Genomic DNA, 13,136 nt, shown 5'->3' with positions numbered 1-13,136 from the left:
GGGCGGACGTGGCCCCACAGAGTCGGGGAGAGCGGGGAGGTCACCCCACGGTCCAGGTGTCGCGCCCGCGCAGCAGCTCGGCGAGGTCCTCGTCACCGGCAGGCCCGCCGGCGGCGTCCACCGCGCCGGACACCTGGGCTCGGACGAGGTCGTCGTACGTCGGGCGCGAGACCTGCCGGAAGACGCCCATCGGGACGTGGGTCATCTCGGGGGAGTCGAGGCGCGAGATCTGGAAGGCCTGCGACGGGTCGTCGAGCGCCGGGTCGTGCACGACGACCGCGCCCTTCTCGCCCGTCTCGGCCTCGGCCTCGGAGACGAACTTCATGACCCCGGACCCCTGCCGGACGAGCACCTTGCGGTCGTCCTCGGCGCCGACGGTGATCGCCTCGCCGGCGCGCAGCCGGACGATGCGGGCCTCCTGCTGCGAGCGGTCCTTGAGCACCTCGAACGCGCCGTCGTTGAAGATCGGGCAGTTCTGGTAGATCTCGACGAGCGCCGTGCCCCGGTGCTCGGCGGCCGCCTTGAGCACGGCCTTGAGCTCGTCGCGGTCGGACTCCATCGCCCGCGCGACGAAGGTCGCCTCGGCCCCGAGGGCCAGCGACACCGGGTTGAACGGAGCGTCGACCGAGCCGAGCGGGCTCGACTTCGTGACCTGCCCGACCCGCGACGTCGGCGAGTACTGGCCCTTGGTGAGCCCGTAGATCTGGTTGTTGAACAACAGGATCGTCAGGTTCACGTTGCGGCGCAGCGCATGGATGAGGTGGTTGCCGCCGATCGACAGCGCGTCGCCGTCACCGGTGACGACCCACACCGACAGGTCCGGCCGCGACGTCGCGAGCCCGGTGGCGATGGCCGGCGCGCGCCCGTGGATCGAGTGCATCCCGTAGGTGTCGAGGTAGTACGGGAAGCGCGAGGAGCAGCCGATGCCCGAGACGAAGACGATGTTCTCGCGCTGCAGGCCCAGCTCGGGGAGGAAGGACTGCACCGCGGCGAGGATGACGTAGTCGCCGCAGCCGGGGCACCAGCGCACCTCCTGGTCCGAGGTGAAGTCGCGCTTGGTCTGCTTGCCCGCGTCGTCGGGCAGGTGCGGGACGTGCTGGAGCCCGCTGACGGGCATCCCCAGGTCGGTGGTGGTCACCGGACCTCCTCGAGGGTGGACGAGATGACGTCGGCGAGCTCGACCGTCGTGAACGGGAGCCCGCGGACCGAGCTGTGCGTGCGGACGTCGACGAGGTACGTGCCGCGCAGGAGCAGCGCCAGCTGCCCGGTGTTCATCTCCGGGACGACGACACGGTCGTACCGGCGCAGGACCTCGCCGAGGTTCGCGGGGAACGGGTTGAGGTGGCGCAGGTGCGCCCGGGCCACGGCCGCCCCGGTGTTCCGGACCACCCGGGTCGCCGCGGCGATCGGCCCGTACGTGGAGCCCCAGCCGAGGACGAGCACGCGCGCGTCGCCGCTCGGGTCGTCGACCTCGAGGTCGGGCACGGTGACGCCCGCGACCTTGCCGGCGCGCAGCCGGACCATCCGGTCGTGGTTGTCGGGGTCGTAGCTGATGTCGCCGGTGACGTCGGCCTTCTCGATGCCGCCGATGCGGTGCTCGAGCCCGGCGGTGCCCGGGACGGCCCACGGGCGGGCGAGGGTGTCGGGGTCGCGCAGGTAGGGCCGGAACACCGGCTCGCCCTTCTCGTCCGTGGCGTTCGGCGCCGAGGCCAGCTCGACCGGCCCTCCGGGGAGGTCCTCGACCCCCGGCACCGACCACGGCTCGGACCCGTTCGCGAGGTAGCCGTCGGAGAGCAGGACGACCGGCGTGCGGTACTCGGTGGCGATCCGCACGGCCTCCATCGCGGCGTCGAAGCAGTCGGCGGGCGTCTGGGCCGCGATGACCGGCACGGGCGACTCGCCGTTGCGGCCGAACATCACCTGGAGCAGGTCGGCCTGCTCGGTCTTGGTCGGCAGGCCGGTGGACGGCCCGCCGCGCTGGATGTCGACGACGACGAGCGGCAGCTCGAGCGACACCGCGAGCCCGATGGTCTCGGACTTCAGCGCGATGCCCGGCCCGGACGTCGTCGTCACGCCGACGGCGCCGCCGTACGACGCACCGAGCGCGATGCCGATGCCGGCGATCTCGTCCTCGGCCTGGATGGTCGTCACGCCGTGGCGCTTCATCGACGACAGGGCGTGGAGGATGTCGGACGCCGGCGTGATGGGGTACGAGCCGAGCACGAGCGGGCGCCCGGCCCGGTGCGCGGCGGCGACGAGCCCCAGCGAGAGCGCGGTGTTGCCGGTGACGTTGCGGTAGGTGCCCGGCGGCATCGGCGCGGGCTGCACGACGTACGTGGAGGCGAAGTCCTCGGTGGTCTCGCCGTAGTTCCAGCCGGCGGTCAGCGCGGCGAGGTTGGCCGCGAGGATCTCGGGCCGTCCGCCGAACTTCTTCTGCAGGAACGCCTCGGTGCCGGAGGTCGGCCGGGTGTACATCCACGAGAGCAGGCCGAGGGCGAACATGTTCTTCGCCCGCTCCTTCTCCTTGCGGGTCAGCCCGGTGAACTCGGCGAGCGCCTCGACCGTGATGGAGGTGAGCGCGACGGGGTGGACGTGCCACGACTCGAGCGAGCCGTCCTCGAGCGGGCTCTCGGTGTAGCCGACCTTCGCGAGGTTGCGCTTCGTGAACTCGTCGGTGTTGGCGATGATCGTCGCGCCGCGGGGCACGTCGGCGAGGTTGGCCTTGAGGGCCGCGGGGTTCATGGCGACGAGGACGTCGGGGGCGTCGCCCGGGGTGAGGACGTCGTGGTCGGCGAAGTGCAGCTGGAAGCTCGAGACGCCGGGGAGGGTGCCCTGGGGGGCGCGGATCTCGGCCGGGAAGTTCGGCAGCGTCGACAGGTCGTTGCCCATCGCCGCGGTCTCGGAGGTGAAGCGGTCGCCGGTCAGCTGCATCCCGTCGCCGGAGTCCCCGGCGAATCGGATGACGACGCGGTCGAGGGTCTGGACGGCCTTGCTGGTCAACGGTGGTCCCATGGGGTGTCGGGAGTGCTCTGGAGGGGCCCAACGCGCTGGTGGGCGCACCGTGTTCCATCCTACGTCTCGGGTGAGGGTCGCCTCATGGGTATCCACGGTGCGAGTGAGTGCTCTCGGTCGGGTCGCATCTGGGGGCAACCGAGAGTCCGGGCGGGAGGGTGTGGTGTGAGTGCTCTCGGTTGAGTCACATCCGGAAGCAACCGAGAGCAGTCGCACACCCCATCAACGGACCGGATCGGTCGACGTCCCGCCACGGGGGCCCCGGCAGGAGGCCGGCACGAGAACCGGCACGAGGCCGGCAGGAGAACCATCACGCGGCTAGGCTGACCGACCATGGAGGGCTACCTCGCCGCCGCCGCGGTGATCCTCGCGGGCGTGCTGCTGGTCGCCGCCGCGATGGTCGTCCGGCGGCTCGTCGCGCCGCGGGCGGCCGGACCGGTCGGGCGCACCACGTACGAGTCGGGCGTCGACCCGGTCGGCGCCGGCTGGGCGCAGTCCCGGGTGCGCTACCTCTCCTTCGCCTTCCTCTACGTCGTCTTCGCCGTCGACGCCGTCTACCTCTTCCCGTGGGCGCTCGTCCTGCGCGACGCCGACCTCGGGGTCGCCTCGCTCGTCGAGGTCGTCGTCTTCGTCGGCGTCGTCCTCCTCGGGCTGCTCCACGCCGGCCGCCGCGGCCTCCTCCGCTGGGACCTGCGGTGACCACCCGGATGAGCGTCGACCTCCCGATGCCGCGCGTCGGCCCGGTCGGCGAGCACGCCCCGAAGCCGGTGCGCGTCGTCCTCAACTGGGGTCGCCGCTACAGCCTGTGGGTCTTCAACTTCGGGCTCGCCTGCTGCGCCATCGAGTTCATCGCCACCTCGATGGGCCGGCACGACTTCATCCGGCTCGGGGTCATCCCGTTCGCGCCCGGCCCGCGGCAGGCCGACCTCATGGTCGTCAGCGGCACGGTCACCGACAAGATGGCGCCGGCCATCCGCCGCCTCTACGACCAGATGCCCGAGCCGAAGTACGTCATCAGCTTCGGCGCCTGCTCGAACTCCGGTGGGCCGTACTGGGACTCGTACTCGGTCACCAAGGGCGTCGACCAGGTCATCCCCGTCGACGTCTACGTGCCCGGATGCCCCCCGCGCCCCGAGGCGCTGCTCCAGGGGATCATCCGGCTCCAGGAGAAGATCGCCGCCGAGCGGGTCAGTGGCGGGGCCATCGCCGCCCGCCGGGCCGGACGCTTCGCCGGGCACCGGGCCGCCACCGCCGCCGACGTCACCCGCGGGCTGGTCACCAAGCCGTGACGACGCCCGCCCTCGCGCTCCTCGCGCTGATCGCCTTCGTCACCGAGCTCGCCCTCTTCGGCGGGGTCGGCGCCCTCGCGCACCACGCGGCCGGGGGAGGGGCGGCCGGATGGGCCGCCGCCGTCGGCGCCACCGCGCTCGTCCTCGTCCTCTGGGGGCTGTTCATGGCGCCGAAGGCCCGGCTGCGGCTCGCGCAGGGGCCGCGCACGGTGGCCGCCATCGTCCTCGTCTACGGGGTCGCGTTCGGGCTGCTCGCCGTCGGGCAGACCGGGTGGGCGTGGTTCGTCGGCATCGCCGGGCTGGCCGTCGTCGCGGCCCAGACCGTGCTGCACCGTCCGGCCGACGCGCCGTCCTGACCATCGTCTGACCCGCGCGTCACCGTCCCCACGGGCAACCGTCACCCGGTGTTCAGGTCGGCGACGCCCGCCGGGACGGGGGCCGCTCCTACCGTCCTGACCATGACGATCGCCCCCGAGAACCGCCCGCTCCTCGCCCTCGCCGCCCACGCCCGCGGCAAGCGCAGCCCGGTCACCTGCCGCCTCAAGTGCGGCGACCAGTGCGCCCACGACGCCCCGAACACCAGCGGCAACGAGTACTTCCGCGACGTCGCGTCGCGCGCCTTCAGCCGCCGCGGCGCGCTCGGCGCCGCCGGGGCCCTCGCCCTCGCGGTCGGCACGGCCGACGCGGCCGCCGCGCACCCGGGCCACGGCCACGGTCGCGGCCTGCGCTTCACGCCGATCGACCCGGTCCCCGCGTCCACCGACGCCCTCACCGTCCCGCAGGGCTGGCGCTGGACGCCGGTCATCCGGTGGGGCGACCCGCTGTTCCGGCACAGCGAGGAGTTCGACCCCGAGCACCAGAGCGAGCGCTCGCAGCTCGGCCAGTTCGGCTACAACTGCGACTACCTCGACGTCATCGAGCTCGACGGGAGCCACGGCCGGCGGGCCGTCGCGGTCGTCAACCACGAGTACACGAACGAGGGGATCATGTTCCCCCCGACGACCGACCCGGACACGCTCGCGGAGCAGAAGCGCATCGCGATGGCCGCCCACGGCCTGAGCGTCGTCGAGCTGCGGCGCTCCGGCGAGGGCCGCCCGTGGGAGTACGTGCGGGGGAGCCACCTCAACCGGCGCGTCCACGTGCAGACGAGGTTCACCGTCTCCGGCCCGGCCGCCGGTCACCGGCTCCTGCGCACGAAGGACGACCCGGTGGGCCGCACCGTCCTCGGCACGCAGAACAACTGCTCCGGCGGCACGACCCCCTGGGGCACCGTGCTCTCCGGCGAGGAGAACTTCCACCAGTACTTCGTCGCCGCCGCCACCCCCGAGAACGCCCGCTACGGCATCCCGACGACGGTCAGCGCGACCGGCCGCAACTGGTGGACCGTCGACCCGCGCTTCGACGCCCGCCAGCCGGGCTACGAGAACGAGGTGAACCGGTTCGGCTGGGTCGTCGAGGTCGACCCGATGGACCCCGACTCCACGCCCGTCAAGCACACCGCGCTCGGCCGCTTCAAGCACGAGAGCGCGAACGTCCGGGTCGCCCGCGACGGCCGGGTCGTCGCCTACTCCGGCGACGACGAGCGGTTCGAGTACGTCTACAAGTTCGTCTCCGAGAAGCGGATGGCCAGGGGCAGCAGCCGCGCGGCCCGCGCCCACAACAAGACCCTCCTGGCGAGCGGCGACCTCTACGTCGCCCGGTTCACCGGCGACAGCCCGGCCGCGGAAATCGACGGCACCGGCACCCTGCCGTCGGACGAGCGCTTCGACGGCCGCGGCGAGTGGCTGCCGCTCGTCAAGAACGGCCGCTCGCGCGTGCCCGGGATGGACGTCGCCGAGGTGCTCGTCTTCACCCGGCTGGCGGCCGACAGGGTCGGCGCGACGAAGATGGACCGGCCCGAGGACGTCCAGCCCAACCCCGTCACGGGCAGGGTCTACGCGGCGCTCACGAACAACACGAACCGCGGGGTCGGCGCGAACGCCCCGGCCGACGAGGCCAACCCCCGGGTCACCAACCGCGAGGGCCACGTCCTCGAGCTCACCGAGGACCGGAACGACCCCACGTCGACCCGCTTCTCGTGGAACCTGCTCCTCGTCTGCGGCACCCCGGACGGGGCGGGGACCTACTTCGGCGGCTACGAGGGCCCGGTCTCGCCGATCTCCTGCCCGGACAACGTCGCGTTCGACTCCACCGGCGCCCTGTGGATCTCCACCGACGGCCAGCCGGGGACCATCGGGTACTGCGACGCGCTGCACCGGGTGACCCTCGAGGGCCGCGACCGCGGCAAGGTCGAGCAGTTCCTCGCCGTCCCCCGCGAGGCCGAGACCTGCGGGCCGGTGGTCCACGACCGCGACGGCGCCGGCACGGTCTTCGTCTGCGTGCAGCACCCCGGCGAGGAGGGGTCCTGGGCCGACCAGCACTCCTTCTTCCCCGACTACGCCGCGCCCGGCTCGCTGTCGCGCGGCCGGTGGGGCGGGCCGCGCCCGAGCGTGGTGCAGGTGCACCGGGCCTGACCCGGCGAGACACGCCGGGCGGGATTCCCGAACCCGGCCACGTGGACGCCGCGCGTCGCACACAATGGACCCGGGACGCGGCCGTGAACGCGTCCCGATTGGTCGGACCCAGGGATCATGAGCGAGGAGCGCGGGACGACGCGGCGCGGCCATGCGGCACGTCGCGGTCCTCGGCGACCCCGCACGGGGGTCGTCGTCGCCACCGTGCTCGCCGTCGTGCTCGGCGGGTACGGGTACGCGGCCACGCGCAGCCCCGGCTACACGAGCGACCACCTCGAGGCCAACGACGGCACCCTGTGGGTCACGAACGACCGCGGCGGGCTCTTCGGCCGCCTCAACGCCCCCGCCGCGCACCTCGACGCCGCCTTCGTACCCGGTGAGGAGCGCGGCCCCAGCTACCAGCTCGACGTCGTCCAGTCCGGGTCGTCGGTGCTCACCCGAGACCGGGTCACCGGGAAGGTGGCCCCCGTCGACGTCCGCGCCGGCACGCTCGTCACCGACCGGACCGTCGCCGTGCCCCCGTCCGCACCCCTGGCCGTCGGCAACGGGACCGCGGTCTTCGTCGACCCCGACTCCGGCGAGGTGAAGGCGTCGGTCTCGACGACCCCGACGGCCGTCGGCGTCGACGGCTTCTCCACCGCACCGGTCGCGCAGGTGCCCATCGCCCCCGACGTCACCGGGGACGCCCTGACCGCCGACGTCGCCGTCGACGACGAGGGCACCGCCTACGCCGCGGGGTCCGGCGGCCGGCTCGTCATCCTGCGACCCACCGGCGACGGCCGCTTCGGCACGGACTCGCGCTCGCTCGGCGGACCCCTGCAGGACGCCCACCTCGTGCTGACCACCGACGGCCCGGTCGTCCTCGACACCGTCACGGGCGTCATCGCCCGGCCGGACGGCACCCGCACGTCGGTCACCGGCACGTCCCTCACCGACGGCGTGCCGGAGGAGGGACGGGTCGACGGCGAGGTGCTCGTCGCCACCCCTCGGGCCCTCGTGTCGGTCGACCTCGCCACCGGCGTGGCCCGCACCGTCACCGACGGCGGCACCGGCCCGGCCGCCGCGCCCGTCGTCCTCGACGGCTGCACCTACGCGGCGTGGTCCGGCAGCCCCGGGCGCGCGGTCAAGGGTTGCGGCGGGACCGTTCAGGACGTGCGGCTCGACCGGGCGAGCACGCTCATCTCCCCGCACCTGCGCCTCAACCACCGCTCGGTCGCGCTCAACGACGGGTCCACCGGCGCCGTGTGGTCGCTCGACACCGGTCGACGGCTCGACAACTGGGACGCCGTCGCCCCACCGTCGTCGCAGTCCCCGCCGAAGGACCCCGACCAGTCGAGCACCGTCGACCGGAGCTCGAAGCCGCCGCAGGCCCGTGACGACACCCTCGGTGCCCGGCCGGGCCGCACGAGCATCCTCCACGTCCTCGACAACGACGCGAACCCCTCGGGCAGCGTCCTGTCGATCACCAAGGTGTCGCCCCTGCCGTCCGCCACGGGCGCGGTGGCGATCTCGCCGGACGGCCAGGCGGTGCAGCTGACGCTCGAACCCACCGCCCGCTCGGCCGAGTTCGACTACGTCATCGACGACGGCCGCGGCAACAGCTCGTCGGCCCGCGTCACGGTCGAGGTGCGCTCGCCGGACGAGAACGGCGCCCCGGCGCTGCGCCCGGACTTCGTGCCCTCGGTGACGAGCGTCGTCAACAAGGGCTCGGTCAGCGTGCCGGTCGTCGGCGACTGGCGCGACCCCGACTCCGACCCGGTCGCCGTCACCTCCGCCAAGGACGAGGACACCCCGGTGGGCCTCACGCCGGACGGCCGGATCCGGTACACCGCGGGCGGCGACGCCGGCCCGCGCACGGTCGAGTACACGGTGTCCGACGGCACGGCCTCGACCGTCGGCCGACTCTCGGTCGACGTGCTGGCCGCCGACGCGCAGCGCACGACGCCGGCCACGCCGCTGCCGGACGTCGGACGCGGCGAGGTCGGCAAGCCGATCGTCCTGCGGCCCCTCGACAACGACGTGCCCGGCACCGACCCCGTCAACCCGTCGGCCAGCCTCCAGCTCGCGGGCGCCGTCACCGCGCCGGACGGCACGACCGTCGACACGAGCCTCGAGGCCGGCACCGTGTCGGTCACCGCCGGTGCGCCCGGCACCTACCTCCTCACGTACCCCGTGCGGTACGGCGACGCGAACATCGCGCGGGGCGCCATCCGCGTCGACGTCCGGGCGGCCAGCGACCGGCCGGGGGCGATCACCGCGATGCCCGACCAGGCGGTCCTGCGCAGCCAGACCGCGACGATCGTCGACGTCCTCGCCAACGACGTCGACCCCGCCGGCGGGCTGCTCGTCGTCCAGGGCGCGAAGACCGAGTCCGATGCCGTCGACGTCGCGGTCCTGCGCGGTCGCTGGCTGCGCATCGCCGCCACCAGCCCGTCCCTGCGGCCCAACCCGGCGCTCGTCAGGTACACGGTGACCAACGGCGAGGGACGCAACGCCACGGGCGACGTCTCGGTGCTCCAGCTGCCCGAGCCCGCCGACGACACCCCGCTCGTCGTCGACGACACGGCCACGGTCCGCTCCGGCGACCACGTGTCGGTCCCGGTGCTCGACAACGACGTCGACCCCACCGGCGCGACCCTCCGGCTCTCCCCGCGGGTCGAGGGCGCGCCCCGCCCGGGCACCCTGCCCGTCGGGGGACCGGACGGCGGGCCGACCACCGACGACGTCGGCGCCGCGTACGTCGCCGGCTCCGTCGTGCGCTACCAGGCCCCCGAGGTCACGACCGCGCGCACGGTCGCCGTCACGTACGTCGTCGAGAGCCCCTCCGGCGCGCGGGCGAGCGGCCTGGCGCGGATCAACGTCGTCCCGCCGCCCTCTCCGGAGCGGCTCAACCGGGCGCCGGCCCCACCGACCCTCGAGGGCCGGGTCGTGGCCGGCGACACCATCACCGTCTCGGTGGCGGCCTCCGGCTCGGACCCCGACGGCGACTCCACCACGCTCGCCGGCCTGGCCTCCGCGCCGAGCCTCGGCCGGGTGCTCGCCGTCACGCCCTCGTCGATCACCTACCAGGCGTACCCGACGAGCGGCGGCACCGACGACTTCACCTACCTCCTCGGCGACCGGTACGGGAAGGTCGGCACCGGCACGGTCCGCATCGCCGTCGCCCCGCCGGGCGACCCGCAGCCGGTCGTGGCGGTCGACGACGACGTCACCGTCGCCCCGGGTGCGACGGTGGTCGTCGACGCGCTCGCCAACGACATCCAGCCGATCGGGGAGCGGGCCACCGTCGAGCCGCTCGAGCCGCTCAACCCCGACCTCGCCGGCCGCGCCACCCTCGACGCGACGTCCGGGCGGATCACCGTCACCGCGCCACCGGCCGACCAGCCGCTCGCCATCCGCTACTCGATCACGGGGGCGAGCGGCGAGCCGTCGACCGCCACCGTGCACGTCCGCGGCCGCGCGGGTACCAACCTGCCGCCGGTGCCGCGCAACGCCCTCGCCCAGCCCGGGCCCGGCGCCACCTCGGTCGACGTCGACCTGCTCGCCGGCGCGGTCGACCCCGACTCCCCGGGCGGCGCGCTCACCGTGACGCGCGTCTTCAACGCGCCCGGGGCCCGCATCGAGGGCGGCGTCGTCACCCTCCCGGTCACCGACGCCCCGCAGGTCCTCTCGTTCGAGGTCACCGACGCCGGGGGAGCGGCCGCCCTCGGGCTCGTCCACGTGCCGGCCGGCGGCTCGGGCGCCCCGAGCGTCCGCGAGGACGCCCTCGTGCGGGTCGACCGCAACGCCACCGCCACGGTCGACCTCGACGACGTCGTCGTCGACCCCGCGGGGCGCGAGCTGACGCTCACCACCGACGACCGGCTCGCCGCGTCGCCGGCCGGCAAGCTGCGCGTCGAGGCCGACGGCCCCTCGCGGCTGCGGGTCACCGGCCTCGCCGGGTACGTCGGACCGGCGGCCATCGCCTTCGAGGTCTCCACGGCCGCCACCGCCGACGACCCCACCGCGCGCCGGGCCTTCCTCACCGTGCCGGTGCAGGTCGGGCCCGAGACGCCCGTGCTGCGCTGCCCGCCGACCGCGATCGACGTCGTCGTCGGCGGCACCTCGCGACCGCTGGGCATCCCGCAGCTCTGCCACGTGTGGACGGCCACCCCGGACGGCCTCACCGACCTGCGGTTCACCGGGCGCTTCGAGTCGCCGGTCGCCGGGCTCACGGTCTCGAACCGCGGCGACGACACGCTCGTCGTCGAGGCGGGGGCCGCGGCCGTCCCGGGCTCGACGGCCCGGATGCTCGTCACCGCCGAGGGCACCGAGGCGGTGCCGGCCGTCATCACCGTGCGGGTGGCCCCCGCCGAGCCGCCGACGATGTCACCCGTCGTCGTGTCCGGCGTGCGGGCCGGCTCCACGGCGACCGTGAACATCGAGGGGTACCTCTCCTCCCGCCTCGGCGACCCGGCGTTCTCGATCGTCGGGTTCGAGCGGACGTCCGGGTCGGCGGCCTCGGTGACGCAGGACGGGCCGACGACGCTGTCGGTCACGCCGGCCGGGGACGCCCGCGGCCGGATCACCGTCCGCGTCACCATCACCGACGTCGAGTCCACGACCCGCCGCGACCGGCAGGGCACCGGCACGCTGAGCATCGACGTGCTCGGGGTGCCCGACGCCCCCGGCACCCCGGCCCAGACCGGCCCGACGCTCAGCCGGTCGGCGCGGCTCACCTGGCAGGCCCCGAACGACAACGGGCTGCCGGTCGAGGCCTACGAGGTGCGCTGGGAGGGTGGCGGCACCCAGCTCTGCGACGCCTCGCCCTGCCTCGTCACCGGCCTGACCAACGCCACCGAGCACCGCTTCACCGTGCGGGCCCGCAACGCCGTCGGCTGGGGCCCGCCGAGCGCGGCCTCGGCGCCGATCGTCCCCGACGAGGTGCCCGGCGCGCCGGTCGACCCGCGGGTCGTCGACCCCGCGAACCGCACCGTCACGGTCACCTGGAGCCCGGCCCCGACGCAGGGCTCGGCCGTCGACCGCTACCTCGTCACCTGGCCCGGCGGCCGGCTCGAGACGACGTCGACCTCGGTGACGCCCACCGGCCTCGACAACACGCTGCCGACCCCCTTCACCATCCGGGCCCGCAACACCGCCGGATGGGGGCCGGGGGTCACCGTCGAGGGCCAGTCCGCCGGCACTCCCGCGACGCCGGACGCCCCGCGCCTCGAGGCCACCGAGGTCGCCGGCGGGGCGCGGCAGGCGGTCGTCGTCAGCTGGAACGCGGTCTCGCCCAACGGTCCCGGCGACACGTCCTACACGGTCACCCGCACCGGACCCGGCGGCAGCACCGACGTGTGCCGCACGTCGGCCACCCGGTGCGACGCCGACGCCGTCGAGAACGACGGCTCCACCTACGAGTACCGCGTCGTCGCGTCCAACCCCTTCTACAGCTCGCCGGCCAGCGCCCCGGCCTCCCTCGAGGCGATCGGCACGCCGGGCGACTTCTCGAACGCCTCCGCCGTCGCCACCGGGGAGGACCGCACGATCCGGCTGCGGTTCACCTCCCCGGCCGCGCGCGACGACTCCCTGACCATCACCTGCCGGGTGTCCGGTGCGACCTGCGGCAGCTGGCCGGCCCCCGCGGAGCCCACCCGGTTCGACGAGGTCGTCACCGTCCCGGCGAACGGGTCCGAGTACACGCTGACGCTCACCGCGACGAACAGCGGCGAGCTGTCGTCGTCGACGCAGGTGACCTCCGACGTCGTCTACGGGCCGCTCGGCCCGGTGAGCGTCGAGGACGTGCAGACCGTGGGCCCGTACGTGTTCTTCACCGTGACGGCCGACCCGAACGGCCGGCCGGCGACGGTGGCCGTCGCGGTCACCGGGGGCAACGCCGCGCCGGTCGGCGACGACACGACGGGCAACGGCCCGTGGTCGCGCCGGTACGCCGTCAAGGCCGGCTTCTCGAGCGCCCTGGCCATCACGGCGACGGCGAGCCGCGGCTCGGAGTCGCAGTCGGCGGCCGGGGCCGGCAGCACGGGCAGCGGGTCGGTGCGCGCGGCCGGCGAGGCGCTGCCCGGTGGCGGGGTCGCGCTCACCCTCACCGCGAACAACCTGTCGCCGAGCACCACGCTCCAGTGCGTCGTCGACGAGGCGGGCAGCGGGGGCACGACGACCGTCGGCCTGCCCACCGACACCGGCGGCGACGGCACCCGGGCGATCCCCGCGTCGGAGTTCACCGCGACGTCCGGGACGCGGTACACCATCACCTGTGACGACGGGGTCTCGCCCGAGACCCCGGTGCGACGCACGTGGGTGGCGCCGTGAGCCGCGCCAC

The 13,136-nt window shown here is 74.5% G+C and carries 7 protein-coding genes; 5 read left to right on the top strand and 2 right to left on the bottom strand.

Going from position 1 to position 13,136, the window contains the following annotated elements:
- Positions 1–40 precede the first annotated feature (40 nt).
- A complete protein-coding gene (locus JQN70_RS05710; RefSeq protein ID WP_204130646.1) occupies positions 41–1,117 on the bottom strand; it encodes a 2-oxoacid:ferredoxin oxidoreductase subunit beta in 1,077 nt (358 codons plus the stop codon).
- Positions 1,118–1,134: 17 nt separating this feature from the next.
- The gene (locus tag JQN70_RS05705) at positions 1,135–3,012 is read right to left on the bottom strand and encodes a 2-oxoacid:acceptor oxidoreductase subunit alpha (protein WP_239110847.1); all 1,878 of its coding nucleotides are present in this window, start codon (positions 3,010–3,012) and stop codon (positions 1,135–1,137) included.
- Positions 3,013–3,345: 333 nt separating this feature from the next.
- On the opposite strand from JQN70_RS05705, the gene JQN70_RS05700 reads away from it, so the two are divergent.
- From JQN70_RS05700 to JQN70_RS05680, 5 genes are all read left to right on the top strand, one after another.
- Entirely contained in the window at positions 3,346–3,711 is a 366-nt protein-coding gene (locus JQN70_RS05700; protein WP_204130368.1) for an NADH-quinone oxidoreductase subunit A, read from the top strand.
- A gap of 8 nt (positions 3,712–3,719) precedes the next feature.
- Positions 3,720–4,301: an NADH-quinone oxidoreductase subunit B gene (locus JQN70_RS05695; RefSeq protein ID WP_204130367.1), complete on the top strand. Its 582-nt coding sequence runs from the start codon at positions 3,720–3,722 to the stop codon at positions 4,299–4,301.
- Positions 4,298–4,657: a DUF2568 domain-containing protein gene (locus JQN70_RS05690; protein WP_204130366.1), complete on the top strand. Its 360-nt coding sequence runs from the start codon at positions 4,298–4,300 to the stop codon at positions 4,655–4,657. Before JQN70_RS05695 ends, JQN70_RS05690 begins: the two co-directional genes overlap by 4 nt.
- Positions 4,658–4,759: 102 nt before the next feature.
- A complete protein-coding gene (locus JQN70_RS05685) occupies positions 4,760–6,814 on the top strand; it encodes a PhoX family protein (RefSeq protein ID WP_204130365.1) in 2,055 nt (684 codons plus the stop codon).
- 117 nt (positions 6,815–6,931) lie between these two features.
- Positions 6,932–13,126: an Ig-like domain-containing protein gene (locus JQN70_RS05680; protein WP_204130364.1), complete on the top strand. Its 6,195-nt coding sequence runs from the start codon at positions 6,932–6,934 to the stop codon at positions 13,124–13,126.
- Positions 13,127–13,136 lie beyond the last annotated feature (10 nt).

Origin of the sequence: Phycicoccus sonneratiae, assembly GCF_016887965.1 — a bacterium.
Lineage (GTDB): Bacteria > Actinomycetota > Actinomycetes > Actinomycetales > Dermatophilaceae > Phycicoccus > Phycicoccus sonneratiae.
Note: the sequence above shows the minus strand (reverse complement) of the source record. Positions and strands in the feature narration are given on the sequence as shown.